Source organism: Alphaproteobacteria bacterium HT1-32, assembly GCA_009649675.1.
In the GTDB taxonomy this organism is placed as follows: Bacteria; Pseudomonadota; Alphaproteobacteria; order Rhodospirillales; family HT1-32; genus HT1-32.
In genome coordinates this window covers 1277803-1296103 of record WJPL01000001.1, presented here as the reverse complement: position 1 = coordinate 1296103, position 18301 = coordinate 1277803, and the positions used below count along the sequence as shown (strand labels likewise).

The 18301-nt window shown below is 59.3% G+C and carries 15 protein-coding genes; 10 read left to right on the top strand and 5 right to left on the bottom strand.

All coding sequences use genetic code 11. The features are described 5' to 3' along the window. The first annotated feature begins 18 nt into the window (after window positions 1-18). Window positions 19-1305: a DUF2336 domain-containing protein gene (locus GH722_06125; protein MRG71335.1), complete on the top strand. Its 1287-nt coding sequence runs from the start codon at window positions 19-21 to the stop codon at window positions 1303-1305. Window positions 1306-1323: 18 nt separating this feature from the next. Here GH722_06125 and GH722_06120 read toward each other — a convergent pair whose 3' ends face one another. The 3 genes from GH722_06120 to GH722_06110 are packed head-to-tail and all read right to left on the bottom strand — an operon-like array spanning window position 1324 to window position 4570. Then, window positions 1324-2307, bottom strand: coding sequence for a TRAP transporter substrate-binding protein (locus GH722_06120; GenBank protein MRG71334.1), 984 nt, complete (start codon window positions 2305-2307; stop codon window positions 1324-1326). Between the two features lie 45 nt (window positions 2308-2352). After that, a complete protein-coding gene (locus tag GH722_06115; protein MRG71333.1) occupies window positions 2353-4167 on the bottom strand; it encodes a TRAP transporter large permease subunit in 1815 nt (604 codons plus the stop codon). A 10-nt stretch (window positions 4168-4177) separates the two neighbouring features. Then, on the bottom strand, window positions 4178-4570 hold the full coding sequence (locus tag GH722_06110; protein ID MRG71332.1) for a hypothetical protein: 393 nt from the start codon (window positions 4568-4570) through the stop codon (window positions 4178-4180). 193 nt (window positions 4571-4763) lie between these two features. On the opposite strand from GH722_06110, the gene GH722_06105 reads away from it, so the two are divergent. Beyond that, on the top strand, window positions 4764-5933 hold the full coding sequence (locus GH722_06105) for an MFS transporter (GenBank protein MRG71331.1): 1170 nt from the start codon (window positions 4764-4766) through the stop codon (window positions 5931-5933). On the opposite strand, the gene GH722_06100 is transcribed toward GH722_06105, so the two are convergent. Further along, window positions 5930-6700, bottom strand: coding sequence for a helix-turn-helix domain-containing protein (locus tag GH722_06100; GenBank protein ID MRG71330.1), 771 nt, complete (start codon window positions 6698-6700; stop codon window positions 5930-5932). The two genes, GH722_06105 and GH722_06100, sit on opposite strands and share 4 nt — an antisense overlap. A 128-nt stretch (window positions 6701-6828) precedes the next feature. Between GH722_06100 and GH722_06095 the strand changes: the two genes are divergently transcribed. The 8 genes from GH722_06095 to GH722_06060 all read left to right on the top strand — a co-directional run bounded on the left by GH722_06095 (window position 6829) and on the right by GH722_06060 (window position 17573). Continuing rightward, entirely contained in the window at window positions 6829-7683 is an 855-nt protein-coding gene (locus GH722_06095) for a CoA transferase subunit A (GenBank protein ID MRG71329.1), read from the top strand. Further along, window positions 7676-8455, top strand: a complete 780-nt coding sequence (locus GH722_06090; GenBank protein MRG71328.1) for a CoA-transferase subunit beta — start codon at window positions 7676-7678, stop codon at window positions 8453-8455. The genes GH722_06095 and GH722_06090 overlap by 8 nt, the downstream gene beginning before the upstream one ends. Window positions 8456-8541: 86 nt before the next feature. Beyond that, entirely contained in the window at window positions 8542-9744 is a 1203-nt protein-coding gene (pcaF, locus tag GH722_06085; protein MRG71327.1) for a 3-oxoadipyl-CoA thiolase, read from the top strand. A 58-nt stretch (window positions 9745-9802) separates the two neighbouring features. Further along, on the top strand, window positions 9803-10714 hold the full coding sequence (locus tag GH722_06080) for an alpha/beta fold hydrolase (GenBank protein MRG71326.1): 912 nt from the start codon (window positions 9803-9805) through the stop codon (window positions 10712-10714). Window positions 10715-10820: 106 nt separating this feature from the next. Further along, window positions 10821-12008 carry an aminotransferase class V-fold PLP-dependent enzyme gene (locus GH722_06075; protein ID MRG71325.1) on the top strand — a complete coding sequence of 396 codons (1188 nt, stop codon included), beginning with the start codon at window positions 10821-10823 and terminating at the stop codon, window positions 12006-12008. 111 nt (window positions 12009-12119) lie between these two features. After that, window positions 12120-15365, top strand: a complete 3246-nt coding sequence (locus GH722_06070; protein MRG71324.1) for a S8 family serine peptidase — start codon at window positions 12120-12122, stop codon at window positions 15363-15365. Between the two features lie 208 nt (window positions 15366-15573). After that, a complete protein-coding gene (locus GH722_06065) occupies window positions 15574-16434 on the top strand; it encodes an EamA family transporter (protein ID MRG71323.1) in 861 nt (286 codons plus the stop codon). 89 nt (window positions 16435-16523) lie between these two features. Next, on the top strand, window positions 16524-17573 hold the full coding sequence (locus tag GH722_06060) for an outer membrane beta-barrel protein (protein ID MRG71322.1): 1050 nt from the start codon (window positions 16524-16526) through the stop codon (window positions 17571-17573). Window positions 17574-17792: 219 nt separating this feature from the next. On the opposite strand, the gene GH722_06055 is transcribed toward GH722_06060, so the two are convergent. Continuing rightward, window positions 17793-18287: a hypothetical protein gene (locus GH722_06055; protein ID MRG71321.1), complete on the bottom strand. Its 495-nt coding sequence runs from the start codon at window positions 18285-18287 to the stop codon at window positions 17793-17795. Between the last annotated feature and the right edge of the window lie 14 nt (window positions 18288-18301).

Here is an 18301-nt window from a genome sequence, read left to right as displayed (position 1 = left end):
AGACAGGGTTTCTTCCAGATGGTTGCAATCATCGAGAGGATACGGGGGCGAAGCTCCAAAGAAATGACGTATGAAGCCGCAAAGAAGGCTTTGGTGGCGGGTTCCGAACAGGCCCGTGCCAGCATTGCCGCTGACAGCAGCACGCGCCCTGAAATTTTGTATTTTCTTGCCCGTGATACATCCATAAAAGTCCGGAGTGCGCTGGCGGCGAACACGGCCTGTCCGGCACAGGCCGACCAGTTACTTTCGGAAGATTCGGACGAGACGGTCCGGCAGATGCTGGCCGAAAAAATTGCCAGGCTGGCTCCCGGTCTTGGTGCGGCAGAGACTGACCGGGCACGGGCGCTGGCCTTTGAGACATTGCAGCAGCTGGCAAAAGATCAGGCAACGAAGGTCCGGGCCATGCTGGCGGATGTGCTGAAGGCGGAAGGCGCCGTTGCCCCGGAAATCATTCAGCGTCTGGCGATGGATGAGGAACTGACGGTTTCCTCTCCGGTATTGCAGTTCTCGCCGGTTCTGACCGACGCGGACCTGCTGGAAATTATCGCAAGCGCGCCGTCATCAGGTGCATTGTCAGCAATTTCCCGGCGTTCCGAAGTTCGGGCACGGGTTTCCGATGCCATCATTGCAACAGATGATGAAATGGCGATTGCCGATCTGCTGGATAACAGCAAGGCGCAGATCCGGGAAGAAACCCTTGATCGCCTGGCTGACCGGGCGGCTGACCGGGAACGCTGGCATGCCCCGCTGGTCCGGCGGCCGAAGCTGTCATCGGCGGCGATGCGTAATCTGGCGCGTTATGTTGCCAAGGATATGATCGAACTGCTGACGGCCCGCGAGGATATCGACCCCGGCACAATCCGGAAACTGTCCGAAACTCTCCATAAGCGCATTAATGAAGGGGACCCCCTGCTTGAACCAAAGCGGGCGCGATCGGCAATGCCGGAGGCCGCACCCCAGGACAGGATGGCTCAGGCCCGGGAAATGATTTCAAAATCATCCTCGAACGAAGATGCAATCAGCCGGATGATTGAAAGCCGGGATAACGGACTGGTCGTTGCCGCCCTGACCCTGATGACCGGCTACAGCCACGATATGGTCAAAAGAACTTTCACCCAGCGAATCTCGAAGCCTGTTGTGGCTCTTTGCTGGAAAGCCGGTTTGTCTGCGGCGATGGCCGGGCGGGTGCAGCACAGGGTTGCAAAGATTGCACCGGCGATGGTGGTCCATGCGACCAGGGAAGGCGATTACGCTTACACCGAGGACGAACTGGAATGGCAGCTCGATTTCTTTGATTCCGTCTGACGGGCCGCGTTACGGAACCTATTCGGTCGCAACAATACGCAGAATACGCTCCAGACCGCCGACTTTCGGTGCATAGCTTTCCCAGAAGGGGGACATTGCATGCTGCCAGAGGCGGATATCCGGCGTGATGACGGAGGCACCCAGCTGAACGGTTTTCGAAAGCGAAATGTTCTGTTCTCTCGCGGCCAGTTCGTTGAAGAATGCCGCCGCTGATTTGCCTGCCCTGGTGAAGACGGCCTGTTGTTCGGCGGTCAGGTTCTGCCAGTAGTCACTGCTCATATAGATCGCGCCCAGCGCCCAGATATGGCTGGTTTCGGTAAAGCTGGGAACAACTTCATAAAGTTTCAGCGCCTCATAGCCGGATTTCGTCATATCCATGTAATCGACAACGCCGGTGGACAGCGCATTGTAGGCTTCTGTAATCGGGACCGCGGTCGGGTTGGCGCCCAGTGACTTCCAGAGGTCGACATGCAATGCGCTTTGCAGCACGCGCATCTTGCGCCCCCGGACATCAGCAGGTTTGCGGATCGGCTCTTTCGAGATGATATTGCGGGCCCCGTAGGTGATATAGCCGAGGATGTGAAACCCTTCAGCGGCATACTTTTCGCGGAACTCGTCACCGATCGGCCCGGCCATCACGCGGTCGATATGCCCGCTGTTACGAAACATGAAGGGCATGTCGAACAGGGCACCTTCCGGCACCCAGGTGGTCAGGTTGGCAAGGGTTGACTCAGCGGCATTGACGGAGCCGATGCGCACCCCTTCGGCAGTTTCCTTTTCACCGCCAAGTGCGCCGCCGGTGACGATGCGGAAATCGAAGGCACCGGGCAGGGCCTGCTCGACCTCGTCACGGAAATGAAACCACAGCTTTGCCTGTGGTTTGTCCGGGCCGTAGATCACGGAGATGGTGAGTGGCTTGCCAGCGGCTGTTGCCCCCTGCAAAGGCAGGGCCAGAGCCATCATGGCAAGTGTGAACAGTTTCAGTGGATTGAAAACAGTCATGATGAATTCCTTCCGGTCGAATTCGTCTCCGGCCCGGAGACTGGCTTAACCTGTCCCCAAAATCCAGCCGGGTGACGTTGAAAGTGCGGGGACCAGCAGGATGACCAGCAGGCCCGCCAGCAGGGCGACAATATAGGGAAGTACCGCGCGGAACAGTTGCCGGACCGGAGTTTCGGTCAGACTTGATGTGATGAAAACCAGAAGGCCGACGGGCGGTGTCAGGCCACCAATCATCAGGTTGACGACAATCACGACACCGAAATGGACCGGGTCGATGCCGGCTGTAATGGCAATCGGCATCAGAATCGGGGTCAGAATCAGGATTGCTGCACCGATATCCAGTATCATGCCGAAAACCAGCAATATCAGATTTGCCAGTATCAGCAGCAGCAGGGGGTTTTCAGTCAGGCTGAAGGCGGCAGAACTGAGGGCCTGAGGTGCCTGCTCCGTGACCATGACAAAAGCGAAGGGAGAGGCGGCCCCGATCAGCAGCCCGATCTGGGCAGACTGAATACCGGCTTCGCGAAAGATCTCCCCCAGCGCGGCCGGGCGATAGCTGCGATAAATGCAGACCCCCAGGAAAAGCGCATAAAGAATAGCGATGACACCGGCCTCGGTCGGGGTGACGACACCAAAACGAATACCGCCGACAATCAGAACGGCGAGTAGTAAAACCGGTATGGCTCGACCGGTCCGCCGGGCTATCTCGGGCAGGGGCGGACGGATGTCACCGCATGGATAGCCGCGTCGCCGCGCCAGTATGTTGACGGTTATCATCAGCAAGGCAGTAAGGACCAGTCCGGGCAGAATTCCCGCAATCCAGAGTGCCCCGACCGACAGATTGGCGACTCCGGCCAGAATCAGCAGGGCGACCGACGGCGGGATGATGTTTGGCAGGACGGATGCTGCCGCGGTAATCGCGCCTGCGTCGGCGGCGGGATATCCCTGTTTGCGCATTTGCGGTGCCAGCAGCTTGGCGCTGATCGCCGCCTCGGCATAGCTGGAACCGGAAATGCCCGCGAACAGGGTTGAGGTCAGCACCGTGACCTGCGCCAGTCCGCCCCGCAGATGACCGACCAGTGAGGTGGCCAGTGCAATCAGGCGGTCGGTCAGGCTGCCCGCATTCATCAGGGCACCGGCGGTAATGAACAGGGGTGCGGCCAGCAAGAGATGCCGGGTTGCTCCGTTGATCATGGTCTGGGTGGTGGCTGGTGGCGGCATCAGGCCGCCGGCGAGATGAGCCAGCATGACGGCAAACAGCATGGCAATGGCGACAGGCGCACCGGTTGCCAGAGCAAGAATAAACCCTGTCCCGAGTGCCGTCAGCGGTGTGAGTGAGGTGATGCCTGGCAGGTCACCACCGGCCAGCCAGAGCAGAAGGCCGGCGACAATGCCGGTCAGCCGGGGCCAGAGTTTGCGGTTGGCAACCAGATCCTGCATCAGACCGAGAGGCAGGGCGATGGCGGCCATCACCGGGATCAGGGCAAAGCGGACCCAGACCGGCAGGTTGAGAGACGGATCGATACCACCAATGGCGGTGATCAGGGTGCCTGCCCCGGTGATCAGGGTCAGCAGGGCAAACAGGGTTACCGCTTCCGAACTGATGATGGCCAGTGGCCCGTTGTTTTCCGGCTGATACAGGCTGACCGCCAGATGTCCTTTCGCCAGCCGGCTGAGGGGCAGGGCTGTCGCGATCATCGCTGCAAACAGCCACTGTGCGGCGGTACCCGCACCGACGAGCGACAGGTCAGCCAGATAGCGGGACAGAATGCCGGCCAGCAGACTGCCGATCAGACCCGCCAGCAACAGGGCCGCCAGACCGCCGATGGTCCGGTACAGGATGTTCAGGACGGAAGCCATGAACGGACCCTCAGTCGATCTGCCGGGCACCGTCGGAATAGGTCACGCGGACCGTCAGGCCGCCTTCATTGAGCAGCCAGGGCCTTACGGTGAAGCTGCGGGCACCGCTGCTGTGCATCGGGTCGGATTCAGCGATGGCACGGGCATCTGCCAGCGAGGCGGCGCGGATGATGACCATGCCTTCGCCATGCCAGTCTTCTTCGTTATCGGCCCAGAAAGGACCGGCACCGAACATGATTCCCTTGCGTTCGAGGTCGCACTGAAAGGCCAGATGCTCTTCAATATGTTCCATTACCGGTCCCAGCCCGTTGGTTGGCCGGGTGAAGACGGCATAAAGCTGCATCTGCAACATGCCCTTGCTGGCTTGCAGAATGTCACTGCGGGTAATTTTCGGACCAGACATCGACGACTCTCTCAATTGCTGTTGTTCGGGCGGAGGTTACAGTGTTTTCTCTGCCGCGTCGAAACAGGTTTCGGGCTGGATAACAAGTCTGTTGATATGCGAAACCGAAAGATGGAGCAGCGAATGACCGTCCGTTACCGGACCATATCCGGCCTCAGCAGACGAACGGCCCTGAAGGGTTGCTTTCGCTGCAATGTCTGAGGTGAAACAAAAGACGCCACCGCAGGGGCTGACACATCCGGGACTGGTGCTGGCCGGACTGTCGCTGGTTGCCGTCTGCATCATGGCTCAGCTCTATGGGCCGATTGCCCTGATCCCGGAAATATCCGCGCATTATTCTGTCGGCCCTGAAAAAGCGGCCTGGGTGATTTCATCCTTCGGCTTTGCCCTCGCGGCCGGCTTTCTGGTCTTTGGCCGTCTGTCCGACCGGTTCGGGCGCAGGGTTTGCATGGTAACCGGGCTGGTCGGGGCCGGGCTGTCTTCCGCCGGGGTCGCGTTTGCTGAAGGTTTCGAGATGATCCTGTGGTTGCGGGCAGCGCAGGGTTTCTTTACCGCCGGCTTTCCCCCCTCGACGATTGCCTGGTTGCAGGAACGCCTGCCAGAACCGATGCGGATGACGGGAACCGCTGTCTTTACCTGCTCGTTGCTGGTGTCCGGTATTGTCGGTCAGATGCTGGCAGCGGTTGGCGGATTTGGTGAACCGCTGCGCTGGGCGGCAATGGTGCCTGCGCTGTTCTTCATGCTGGCGGCGCTTGTCGTGGCGATCTGGCTACCCGGTGGTGTTGCCGGCCGGATTGTGGCGTCCGGGGCAGATCTCCAGACGATTCCGTACCGGCGGCTGTTGCGGGTTTATATCGGCTCTGCCCTGTCACTGGTACCGTTCGTGATGTTTTTCGCGGCAGTTGAGATTGAATCCGCGGCGGGACGGCTGATGGCTGATCCAGTTTACGTCCGCTATGTCGGGTTACCGGGATTGCTGGCAACGGCCTTTGCCGGACTGATGATCCGCCGGTTCGGTGTCATGCGGATGGTGCTGCTGGGATTTGTCCTGATGGGACTGGCTTTTCTCGGCCCCATTGTCGCTGATGCTGTAACCGGGGTTTACATTGCCGGTGCGGTTTTCACCTTTGGTATAGCGGTCGCCATCCCGGCCCTTCTGCTGACGGTTGGCAATGCCGCACCCGATGCCCGGGCGCTGGCGATTTCCATTCATGCGTCGGTTCAGTTCGTCGGTGTGGCACTGGCCCCGGCGGTTACCGGGCTGATGCTGGAACGGGGATTCAGCCTGACGGATGTCTGTCTGCTGGCGGCAGGACTGAGCTTCTTCGCCGTTGTCATGAATATTCGCCCGGCCCGCGTCTAGCGGGTCATGTTGCGGGAAATCTGGGCCGCGGCCTGCTGCAGGACCGGGACAAAGCCTGTGGCAATTTCTTCCGCATCAGCGCGGGTTGCATGCAGGCTGACATTCAGGGCGGCAATGACCTGTCCGGTCCGGGCCTGCAGGGGGACCGAGACCGACCGCAGGCCGATTTCCAGTTCCTGATCGACGATGCAGTATCCCTGACGGCGCACCTGATCCAGAATGTCCATGAGACGATCTGTCTCGGTGACCGTATGGACGGTCAGTGCCCGGCGGTCGGCGCTCTCCAGCAACTGCCGCGCCCGGCTTTCATCCTCTGCCGCCAGCAGGACACGACCCAGCGATGTTGCATAGGCGGGCAGGCGGGCACCGATGGACAGGTTGATGGTCATGATGCGCGATGCCGGGATGCGCAGAACATAAACAATATCGTCACCATCCAGCACCGCCGCAGAACAGCTCTCCCCCAGAGCGGCCACAACCTCTTCCATGAAAGGCTCGGCGCTTTGCCACCAGGGTTGTGCCGACAGATAGGCAAAACCCAGATCAAGAACGCGGGGGCCGAGGCGATAGTATTTTCCGTCTGACCGGACATGCCCCAGATGTTGCAGGGTCAGCAGCAGGCGCCGGGCACCGGCACGGGTCAGCCCGGTGAGGGCGGCGACCTCTGTCAGGGTTTTTTCTGGCCGGCCGGTGCCGAAAGACTTGATGACGGCGAGGCCACGTTCCAGCGACTGCACATAGTCGGTCGGTTTGATCTGCTCATCCATTGCCTGTCTCCTGCCCGTTTTCTTTCCATTCCGGCGGGTTGATTGTCAGGGTTGACCCACGGAAGGCCGGGTGATAATTTTTTATACAATACAAATGTTCAATATACGAACAAAAAAGGAAACGCTTCATGGCTGAGATCATGACACTGGCCGAAGCCGTGTCGTCCCTTGTGCGGGACGGAGATTCGGTTTCGATGGAAGGTTTTACCCATCTGATTCCGCATGCGGCAGGGCATGAGATTATCCGGCAGGGCCGCCGGGATCTGACGATCACCCGGATGACGCCGGACATGATCTATGATCAGCTCATTGGTATGGGCTGCGCCCGCAAGATGGTGTTTTCCTGGGGTGGTAATCCCGGCGTCGGCTCGCTGCACCGTTTCCGCGATGCCGTCGAACAGGGCTGGCCGCTGAAGCTGGAGGTTGAGGAACATAGTCACGCCGCGCTGGCCAATGCCTACGAGGCAGGTGCCGCCGGTTTGCCGATGGCCGTGTTCCGGGGCTATCTCGGGACCAGCTATCCGGACGTGAACCCGAATATCAAAAGCGTGACCTGCCCGTTCACCGGCGAAAAGCTGGCGGCAGTGCCGTCGATCCGCCCGGATGTGGCCATTATCCACGCCCAGCGGGCCGACCGGCGGGGCAATGTGCATCTCCACGGTATTGTCGGTGTTCAGAAGGAAGCGGTCATGGCGGCAAAGCGTGCCATCGTGACAGTCGAGGAGATCGTCGACGAGTTTGATGCCGGACCGAATGATGTGATCCTGCCCCGCTTCATTGTTGATGCGGTCTGCGAAGTGCCTTACGGCGCACACCCCTCCTTCGCGCATGGCTTCTACAAGCGCGATAATGCTTTCTACAAGAAGTGGGACGGTATTGCCCGGGAACGGGAAAGCTTCACCAACTGGATGCAGGAATATGTGCTGGATCAGACCGACTGGTCGGGCACTTGGAACAAGCTGACGGAGGCGGGCTATGTCTGAGTCCAAAAGTGAATACAGCTCGGATGAGATGATGGTCGTTGCCGCATCGCGGATGCTGGCGAATGACACGGTTTGTTTTGTCGGGATCGGCCAGCCCAGCGCGGCGGCCAATCTGGCGCGGCTGACACATGCCCCGGATGTGGTGCTGATCTATGAATCAGGTACCATCGCCACCAAGCCGGACATCCTGCCGCTGTCGATTGGTGACGGGGAACTGGCGGAAACCGCACAGACTGTGGTTTCGGTGCCCGAGATGTTCCGCTACTGGCTGCAGGGCGGACGGATTGATGTTGGTTTTCTGGGGGCGGCCCAGATTGACCGTTTCGGAAATATCAACACGACGGTCATCGGTGATTATGACAGCCCGAAAACCCGTCTGCCGGGTGGTGGTGGAGCACCGGAAATTGCGACCTCCAGCAAGGAAGTCTTTGTGCTGCTGCGCCAGTCACCGCGCAGCTTTGTCGACAAGCTCGACTTCATTACCTCTGTCGGAAATTACAAGGGTGGTGACAGCCGGGATGCCCTGAATATCCCGGGCAAAGGGCCAAGTGTCATCATTACCGACCTCGGCATGTTGCGTCCGGAACCGGGCACGGGTGAGTTCATCATGACCCAGCTGCATCCGGGCTGTACCCGCGAACAGGCGGCTGACGTGACCGGCTGGAAGCTCCGCTTTGCAGACCATCTGGATGAGACGCCGCCACCGACAGCAGAAGAACTGCAGGTCCTGCGTGATCTCAAGGCCCGGACGGCAAAGGCGCATGGGGGCTAGATTGTCGCTGCGGGGGCGTTAATATCCCGCAGACGATTTCAACCGGGTCTGAGTGCCGGACGGGCACATATTTACAGGAAACTGACATGAACGACGCCTTTATCTGTGACGCCATCCGCACGCCCATCGGCCGCTTTGGCGGCGGTCTCAGTTCCGTTCGGGCTGATGATCTGGGGGCGATTCCGATCAGTGCCCTGCTGCGGCGTCATCCTGATGCTGACTGGCAGGCGGTCGATGATGTCTATTATGGCTGCGCCAATCAGGCGGGTGAGGACAATCGCAACGTGGCTCATATGTCGAGCCTGCTTGCAGGTCTGAGTGCGACTGTTCCGGGGGCCACGGTGAACCGTCTCTGCGGGTCGGGGATGGATGCAGTTGGCACGGCAGCCCGCGCCATCAAGTCCGGCGAGACCGCTTTCATGATTGCCGGTGGCGTTGAAAGCATGAGCCGCGCCCCCTTCGTGATGCCGAAGGCCAGCACTGCCTTTTCCCGGAATGCTGAAATCTATGACACGACGATTGGCTGGCGTTTCGTCAACAAGATCATGAAAACCCAGTATGGTGTCGATTCGATGCCGGAAACCGCCGAGAACGTCGCCGCAGATTTCAATATCTCACGCGCGGACCAGGATGCATTTGCGCTCCGTTCACAACAGCGTGCTGCCGCAGCCATTGCTGCCGGGCGGCTGGCAGAGGAAATCACGCCGGTGGTCATTCCCCAGCGCAAGGGTGATCCTCTGGTCGTCAATACAGACGAACATCCGCGGGAAACCAGCCTCGAACAGCTGGCAAAGCTGGGTGCACCCTTTCGTGAAAACGGCAGTGTAACCGCCGGGAATGCGTCTGGCGTCAATGATGGGGCCTGTGCCCTGATTCTGGCGAACGAAAAAGCGGCGGCGGCAAACGGGCTGACCCCGATGGCACGGGTTGTCGGTATGGCAACCGCCGGGGTTGAGCCGCGGATCATGGGCTTTGGTCCGGCACCGGCGACAAAGAAACTGCTGGCACAGACCGGCATTGCGCTGGGTGATATCGACATTATCGAACTGAACGAAGCCTTCGCAGCACAGGGACTGGCCGTGACCCGTGATCTGGGTCTGCCGGATGATGCCGAACATGTGAACCCGAATGGCGGAGCGATTGCACTGGGTCACCCGCTGGGTATGAGCGGCGCCCGTCTGGTGACAACCGCAGCCTACGAACTAAAACGGCGCGGCGGTCGCTATGCGCTCTGCACCATGTGCATCGGGGTCGGACAGGGCATCGCACTGCTGATCGAGCGGGTCTGATCTGACACCCGGTCCATTATAACTTGGACCGGGGCTGCATCATCCCCACGTCGTCCTGATGAACAGGGTGATGAGCATCATGGCGGTGTGGCTGCTGGCGGCCTGTGCCCCGCAATATCTTCCGGCGGGAGATGCCGGGACGGATCCTTACTGGGACCGTGATGAACTGGTCATGCGGGACGGCAAACGCCTTCCTGTTTCGGTCTGGCAGGCTGAGGGAACGCCCGACGCTGTTCTGATCGCGCTGCATTCCTTCGGCGACTTCCGGCTGGCTTTTGAGGATATCGGACCAGCGCTGGCCTTGCGCGGCTATACCGTGGTTGCCTTTGACCAGCGCGGTTTTGGTGACACGTCTCCGCAGGGCCGGTGGAGTGGCCGGGAAACCATGACGGGTGATCTGCGGGATGCGGTGCAGATCATCCGCGGGCGGTTTGGCGACCTGCCGGTCTATGTCATGGGGGAAAGTATGGGTGGCGGTGTCGCCCTGGCCGCTGCCGGCAGCGGGATGCTGCCGGATGTCGACGGGCTGATCCTCGCGGCCCCGGCGGTTCGTGAAGATGTTACCTTCCGATACTGCTATAATGCCTTCCTCTGGACGGCGGCGCATATCCTGCCAGAGGTTACGGTCCATAACGACCGTGGGAACGCCCTGCATACCGATCAGGCTTATCGCCGTCTTTCGTCTGATCCCCGTATTGTCCGGGATGTCCGGATCGATACCTACTGGGGCCTGATCCGGCTGACGGATATGGCATCTGATCTGGCCCCGCAGGTGAGGCTGCCGGTTTTGCTGATGCACGGGGGGCAGGACCGGGTTGTTGCGCGCAAATCCATCAGGGCGCTGGCCGGGCATCTGGGTGATCTGGCGGCAATCAAATACTGGGATGAGGCGCCGCACGAGCTGTTGCACTGGCGCAATCAGGACGCTGTCCTTGAACGGATTGCTGACTGGCTGGGGCAACAACGGTAGACACCATCGGACTGTCGGCCCGATATGCTGCATGGATATGGGTTTTCCGGGCCGCAGCTTCGTGGCAATGTCCCGCCGTCAACGGGATTATCCACTGGAGATTAACATGACGCTGAAGACCGGGCGGGAATTTCTCGCCATTCCGGGGCCGACGAATATTCCCGAGCCTGTGCTGGCGGCGATGCATCGCCCGGCTATTGAAATCTACAAGGGTGAACTGGTTGGCATAACCACCAGTTGTCTGGCCGATCTGAAGAAGGTCTTCGGCACGGAAGGCGATACCTATATCTATATCTCCAATGGTCATGGTGCCTGGGAAGCGGCGCTGACAAACACGCTTTCCCGCGGCGACAAGGTGCTGGTGCTGCAAAGTGGCCGCTTTGCCGTGGGCTGGGGCGAAATGGCGTCCATGATGGGTGTCGAGGTTGAGGTGCTGGAGCAGGACGAGCGCAAGGCCGTTGACCCGGCGGCTGTCGAAGCCCGTCTGAAAGCGCCGGATGCCGCAGATATCAAAGCCGTTCTGGTGGTGCAGATCGATACCGCCTCCGGGGTGCTGAACGATGTTCCGGCAATCCGCCGGGCCATTGATGCCGCCGGTCATGACGCCTTGTTCATGGTCGATACAATCGCCTCGCTGGGCACCACACCGTTCGATATGGATGACTGGGGTGTCGATGTGGCGGTGACCGGATCGCAGAAAGGTCTGATGTCACCACCGGGTCTGAGTTTTGTCGCCGCCGGACCGAAAGCGGCACGGGCGCATCAAACTGCTGATCTGCGGACAAGATACTGGGACTGGACCGCGCGTCAGGGTGAAATGCATTACATGAAGTTCTGTGGCACGCCCCCGGTGCACGGGCTTTTCGCGCTTCGCAAGTCGCTCGACATGCTGTTGGAAGAAGGGCTGGAGAATGTTTTCACTCGCCACCGCCTGCTGGCTGGTGCTGTCCACAAGGCGGTTGAGGTCTGGAGCCGGGGCGGCTCGCTTGGCTTCAATATCGAAACGCCGGAACATCGTGCGCCCTCTGTGACCCCCGTTCTGGTGAAAGACCCGGCGCATGTGATGCAGCTGCTGGCCTATTGTGAACACAAGGCAGGCGTTATTCTGGGTGTTGGCATTGGCGAGTTTTCAGGCCGTGCTTTCCGGATCGCGCATATGGGTTATGTCAACGCACCGATGCTTCTGGGAACCCTCTCGGTGATCGATATGGGGCTGGGAGCCATCGGCATTCCACGTGAAAAAGGGGCCGTTCAGGCTGCAATAGATCATCTGAGTGATGCTGTTGGGGTGTGATGGCCGTCATTTACGGTGATTTCGCCGGAATAGTATATATCTCGGTGTAATGACTGCGATGACCCTATTCGCTGACGTCGCGTCCGGCTGGAACAGGCTGGAGGCAGGAACGTGATTGATCTGATCAATCTGCGAACCGGTCCGTTCGACTCCCGCTGGACCGATGATTTTTCCGCTGAAATTCTGCCTCATGCGGTGCTGCGTCGTGCCGAGTTGCAGGAGCGGGCTGCCGTTAAGGCAGAGCGCGCGGCAATATCGGAGCCGACGGCAGAGCTTTACGGAACAGTGCCCGCTGACCCGGAAGTCCCGAACCAGTGGCATCTGAACAACACAGTCAATCCGGATGCCGACCTGAACCTGCTGGATGTCTGGGATGAGTATACCGGCAGCGGTGTTGTCATCGGGATCATCGACAGCGGTATTCAGTATGACCATCCGGATCTGGCGGCGGCCTATCGCACGGATCTGGATTATGATGCGAAGACCGGCGACGACGATGCTTATGCCAGCAGCAATGGTGAAAACCATGGCACCGCGCTGGCCGGTGTCATTGCCGGCGCGATCGATGGTTCCGGCACCGTCGGGATTGCCCATGGCGCGGATATCACCGGCTTTACCGTTGGCCCGGCGGGGGTGCCGCTCAACCGCTGGGTTGACGCGATGGACCATGCCGGCGCGGCTGACATCCTGACCAATTCCTGGGGCTATTACGGCGCTTATTACGACAATTTCGACAAGCCGGTCTTTGCGGCGGCTGAAACAGCCCTGATCAATGCGGTTTCGGCTGAGCGCGACGGGCTCGGACAAATCATCACCTTCGCCAGTGGCAATTATGCCCAGTATGGTGAGAACGCGAACAATCACGCCTTCCAGAACAATCCCTATGTCATCACGGTCGGTGCGACCAACGAGGCCGGGGAGGTTTCGGATTTCTCGGTTCAGGGTGCAACGGTTCTGACATCGGCACCGGGTGAGGCGATCTACACGACTGACCGGACTGACGGCGGCTACACTTCCGGCGATTACGTTGTCGCGAACGGGACTTCTTTTGCGGCACCGGCCGTGGCGGGGGTCACCGCGCTGATGCTGGAAGCCAACCCGCTGCTTGGCTATCGCGATGTGCAGGAAATTCTGGCCCTGTCATCACAGAACCCGCTGCCGACAGATGATGGCTGGCTGGTCAACGGCGCCTCGAACTGGAATGGCGGCGGCCTGACCTATCATTATGGCTACGGTTTTGGCCTGACGGATGCCCATGCGGCGGTTCGTCTGGCAGAAAGCTGGACCGATCAGAGCACCTATCAGAATCTGGAAACCGTGACCGCGTCGAGCGCCCCGAATCTGGCGATCACCAATCTCGGGACAATTACCGATACGATCACGCTGAGTGCCCCGGCGATCGAAATCGACCGGGTGATGGTGCATGTGGAGATCGACCATACCCGCAACAGCGATCTGACGGTTGAACTGATTTCACCGGATGGCACGGTCAGCCTGCTGGTCGATAATCCGGGTTACAGTGATGGCACCTATTACTATTCAACACAGGATATCCGCTTCGATCTGGGAAGCGTGAATTTCTGGGGTGAAGACGGTGCCGGGGACTGGACCCTGCGGGTTACAGACAATCTGACCGGCGCCTCCTCCGGGACCCTGGAAAGCTGGAGCCTGACCCTGCTGGGCGATGCTGCCAGCGATGATGATACCTATTTCTTCACCGAAGAATGGGCCCGTCATGGCGGTGAGGCCGGTCGCGGCCTGATCAGCGATAATGCGGGCAGGGATGTGCTGAATTTTGCCGCGGTGCTGTCGGATCTGGATATTGATCTGGATAATGGCGCGACCAGTTCCCTCTATGGTCATGACATCAGCTTTGACACCGGAACGGTGATCGAGGATGTGATCGGCGGTGATGGCAACGATATCCTGACCGGCAATGCAGCAGACAATATCCTCTCCGGCATGCGCGGTGATGACACGCTGGCAGGCGGCGAAGGTAACGATACGCTTTCCGGTGGTGCCGGTAACGATACGGCGGTCTTCAGCGGCAATATTGCCGACTACAGCATCGATTACGATGAAGGCACCGTTACTCATAAGTCGGGACCGAACGGGACAGACCATCTGACCGGTATTGAAAGCCTGGTCTTCGACGATGTGACGCTGGCCTGGGGGGAGAGCCATCCCTCGCAGTTTGAAGGCACGGACCCGGCCAACGGTTTCGACATGATCTGGCGTTCCGACACCACGGGCTGGACCTATGCCTGGCTGAATGGTGACAAGTCGGACCAGCTTGATTTCGGCTTCCTTGCCGGGCGTGACCTGCTGGCACGGGGCGACTTTGACGGTGATGGCGGCGAGGATCTGTTGTGGCAGAATCCGGCCAGCGGCTGGACCTTCATCATGAATGACGGCGACGTCAATGATCAGACGGTCCTTGGTTCTCTGCCGGGGCGCGAACTGCTGGCGCTGGCTGACTTCGATGGCGATGGTTCCGATGATCTGCTGTGGCAGAACACATCCTCGGGCTGGACCTTCATCATGAATGGCGGAAATCCCGGCGATGTGACGAATATCGGCACGAAAACCGGAACGGATTTCCTCGGTATCGGCGATTTCAATGGTGATGGCGCGACAGATATTCTCTGGCAGAACGCGACCTCGAAATCCACTTACGCGAATTACTCCGGTAATCCGTCGCAATCGATCTGGATGAACTTCCGTGATGGCGATGACCTGCTCGGCATTGGCGATTTCAATGGCGATGGCAAGGATGACGTTCTCTGGCGCGATCAGGCCACCGGCTCGACCTTTGCCTTCCAGTCCGGTGACCAGAATAATTCACTCTGGATGCAGTATCGTGGCTCGGACGAATTGCTGGCTATTGCCGACCTGAACGGCGACGGGCAGGACGATGCGATCTGGCGCAATACGGATACCGGCGCGACCTTTGCCCTGCGTAGCGGTGATGTGAACGACCAGCTGTGGATGGGCATGCGCGCGGATAACGATTTCCTCGGTACAGGGGACTTCAATGGCGATGGTGAGGCCGATGTTCTCTGGCGCAGTCAGGGCAGCGGCTTTGTCTGGGCGCATCTGTCGGGGGATCCGTCAGACCAGCAGGCGGCCGGCTATCGCGGGGGCTATGAAGTTCTGGATATCGCGGACTTCGATAATGATGGCCGTGATGATGTGCTGTGGCGCAAGCCGAATGGCGATGCCTATTATGCCAAAGGCGCGGATGACTTCGACATTGAATGGATCGGCCACCGCGCTGGTGACGATTATCTGCAGGGCCAGCGTGAGAACGAAGTCGGTCTGCTGGTTTCTGACGAAGACGACAATTTCCTTTTCTGATCACCCGGCCCGGCTCCTCCGGACTGGTTATTCCGGTCATCCGCCTGTACATGCTGATGTGCAGATTGCAGTTGATCGGGATGCTGATGGCATATTTTCCAGTTCGGGCAGAGGTTGAGCCTCCGGTGGGGCTGTCGGTGACGCAGGACCGTCACCTGTGACGCTGGCGGTGAAACCGCGTTCGGCCCATGTCGATGGTATTCTGCTGATGACGGCGGGCATGCTGGTTATCCCCGGCATTGACGCGATTGCAAAGTTTCTCAGTGACGATGTGGCGGCCGGTCAGGTCGCCTGGGGTCGCTTTCTGGTTCAGAGCCTTATTCTGCTGCCGTTTGTGCTGCTCCGGAAACGGGCGGCAGATGCGTTCAGGCGGCCGTTTGTACATTTTGCCCGCGGGTTCCTGATTGCGATGGCGACACTGATGTTCTTTGCCTCGCTGAAATATCTGCCGATGGCAGATGCGATTGCGATCTTCTTTGTTGAACCTTTTATTCTGACTCTCATCTCGGCGGTTTTTCTTGGAGAAACGATTGGCTGGCGGCGTATCGGTGCCATTCTCGTCGGCTTTATCGGCGCGCTGATGATTATCCGGCCCAGTTACGCAATATTCGGGCTGCCAGCTTTGCTGCCGATTGGGGCAGCCTGTTGCTTCGCCATCTATCTGGCGCTCACCCGGTCGCTTGCACAGGGTGCAGACCCGGTCATCATGCAGCTGACGGCAGGGCTTTCCGGCCTGCTGGTCATGTCGGTCGCACTGGTGGCCGGTGGCAGCATGGATATCGCCGTGGTGACGCCGGTTTGGCTGTCTCCCGACCATTGGGCGTTGCTGATTTTGCTGGGGCTTATCGGCACTATCGCCCATTTGCTGGTCGTCAACGGTTTCAAGCGGGCGCCGGCCAGCCTGCTGGCCCCCTTCCAGTATCTGGAGATTATCAGCGCAACATTACTTGGATTCTTCATTTTCGGCGACTTTCCGGACCCGCTTACCTGGGTCGGAATCGCCATTATCGTGGGATCAGGTCTGTATGTGTTGCACAGAGAGCGCATAGCCGGAACAAATAGCGATTAGGCGCGTTGGCTGTCTTGCGTTGGATCAAGCCTTCTTCTATAAACCGGCTATACAGGCAATAGCCTTAATTTTACTTTGGAGCATGGACCGTGTCCTTCTCGACTCTGCGAACCCTCTCAATCGCTGCCGCATCTGTACTGATGGCAGGTGTCGCGACCGCTGCGGATACCATTCCGGGCTATTACCTCGGCATTGCCGGTGGTGTTGCCCAGCGTGGTGATACTGACCTGACCGGTTCAGGGATCAACACAACGGTTGATTTTGAAACCGGCTGGGTTGTTCGTGGTAACGTCGGATATGCCTACAGCAACGGTTTTCGTACCGAACTCGAAGGCTCATACAGCGCCAGCGATGTCGACTCGATCAAGGGTGCGGCAAACGGCAGTGGCGACTCGAACGCCTATGCACTGATGGTGAACGGCCTTTATGATATCAATCTCGGCTGGGCAGTGACGCCTTATGTCGGTGTCGGTGTTGGTGCGGCCCGTATCGGTGCTGATGGTGCTTCGCCGGTCGGTGGTTCGTCGATCAACGACAAGAGCGTTGATTTCGCCTATCAGGGCATCGCCGGTCTGGCCTTCCCGATCAATGAGAAGCTTTCGCTGACAGCTGATTATCGCTACATCGCGACGCTGGACCCAAGCTTCACGACCCGCGCGGGTACGGATGTGGATGCAGAGTTCAATGAACATCGCTTCATGGTGGGTCTGCGCTGGTCGTTTGCCGAACCGAAGGCACCTGCTTCTCCGGCTCCGCAGCCTGTTGCCGCAGCCCCTGCTCCGGCAGCACCGCCGCCGGTTCCGCAGGTTCCGGGCACCTATCTGGTGTTCTTTGACTTCGACCGTGCCGAACTTCGTCCGGACTCGTCGGAAGTTGTCCGCACAGCGGCTGCCAATGCCAAGATCGGCAAGATCACCCGCCTGATGGCAACGGGTCATGCTGACCGTTCCGGTACCAACCGTTACAACCTGGCACTCAGCGAGCGCCGCGCCGAAAGCGTCCGGGCAGAACTGGTTCGCCAGGGTATCCCGGCCGATCAGATCGTCATTACCTTCAAGGGTGAGGCCGAGCCTCTGGTCCCGACAGAAGATGGTGTGCGCGAGCCGCAGAACCGCCGTGTGGAAATCATCTTCCAGTAAGATTATCCCGCAGGATATGACTGAAAACGCCGGGCCTCACAGCCCGGCGTTTTTCTTTGTCTGCATCAGGCTGGACATGTGGACAGACAGACTCCATTCCGCCAGGCATCACGATTTGTGCCGGAACGACAGGCGTGAGGGTTCCCGTATCAGGCGGGCTGACGGATATCGGCTATATCGGAAGGAATGGTAGAGGTCGGCGGACGAACAGTTGCCGTCTTATTTGATCTGGGCAACCCGCTCTTCGACAGCACAGGACGGCAGACCATGGTCGGTGCTGAAGGTCTGGGTTGCTGCAACTTTCGAGAGCTTCCCGGATTTTACGGCCAGCGCCCCGGCGAACAGGGCATCTGTGGTGCCACAATAATCAGTCGATTGCAGGCTGCGGAGTGAGGCTTCATTGGCAAGTCGGGTGACAAAGCGGTTCAGCTGAGTCGTGCCATTTGCGCCATACATCCGGTTGAAAGTAGCCTTCAGCTGTTTGCCATGGCTGGCCAGTTCACTGCCAAACTGCCGGATAAACGTATTGTAATCGCCCCGGCGCTGGCAGGTCAGTGCTGCAACCATCAGTTCAGTCTGGAACAGACGGGCAGAAACGGCGGCACTTTCAGAGGGTTTGAGGCAGGCAGCAGCCATGGCCTCGCCTGTGATAGACAAGGTCGCGACAACAGCAATTGCGGCGGAAACGGTGCGTTTGCGTCGGTCTGCTTTCATCATGATGCCCTGAA

What these genes read in the sequence shown, in the direction of transcription:
- GH722_06080 (MRG71326.1), top strand. Translation starts at nt 9,803, where the DNA reads ATGAACAGGGTGATGAGCATCATGGCGGTGTGGCTGCTGGCGGCCTGT.
- GH722_06120 (MRG71334.1), bottom strand. Translation starts at nt 2,307, where the DNA reads ATGACTGTTTTCAATCCACTGAAACTGTTCACACTTGCCATGATGGCT.
- GH722_06090 (MRG71328.1), top strand. Translation starts at nt 7,676, where the DNA reads ATGTCTGAGTCCAAAAGTGAATACAGCTCGGATGAGATGATGGTCGTT.
- GH722_06125 (MRG71335.1), top strand. Translation starts at nt 19, where the DNA reads ATGGTTGCAATCATCGAGAGGATACGGGGGCGAAGCTCCAAAGAAATG.
- GH722_06105 (MRG71331.1), top strand. Translation starts at nt 4,764, where the DNA reads ATGTCTGAGGTGAAACAAAAGACGCCACCGCAGGGGCTGACACATCCG.
- GH722_06055 (MRG71321.1), bottom strand. Translation starts at nt 18,287, where the DNA reads ATGAAAGCAGACCGACGCAAACGCACCGTTTCCGCCGCAATTGCTGTT.
- GH722_06100 (MRG71330.1), bottom strand. Translation starts at nt 6,700, where the DNA reads ATGGATGAGCAGATCAAACCGACCGACTATGTGCAGTCGCTGGAACGT.
- pcaF (MRG71327.1), top strand. Translation starts at nt 8,542, where the DNA reads ATGAACGACGCCTTTATCTGTGACGCCATCCGCACGCCCATCGGCCGC.
- GH722_06110 (MRG71332.1), bottom strand. Translation starts at nt 4,570, where the DNA reads ATGTCTGGTCCGAAAATTACCCGCAGTGACATTCTGCAAGCCAGCAAG.
- GH722_06065 (MRG71323.1), top strand. Translation starts at nt 15,574, where the DNA reads ATGACGGCGGGCATGCTGGTTATCCCCGGCATTGACGCGATTGCAAAG.
- GH722_06095 (MRG71329.1), top strand. Translation starts at nt 6,829, where the DNA reads ATGGCTGAGATCATGACACTGGCCGAAGCCGTGTCGTCCCTTGTGCGG.
- GH722_06115 (MRG71333.1), bottom strand. Translation starts at nt 4,167, where the DNA reads ATGGCTTCCGTCCTGAACATCCTGTACCGGACCATCGGCGGTCTGGCG.
- GH722_06075 (MRG71325.1), top strand. Translation starts at nt 10,821, where the DNA reads ATGACGCTGAAGACCGGGCGGGAATTTCTCGCCATTCCGGGGCCGACG.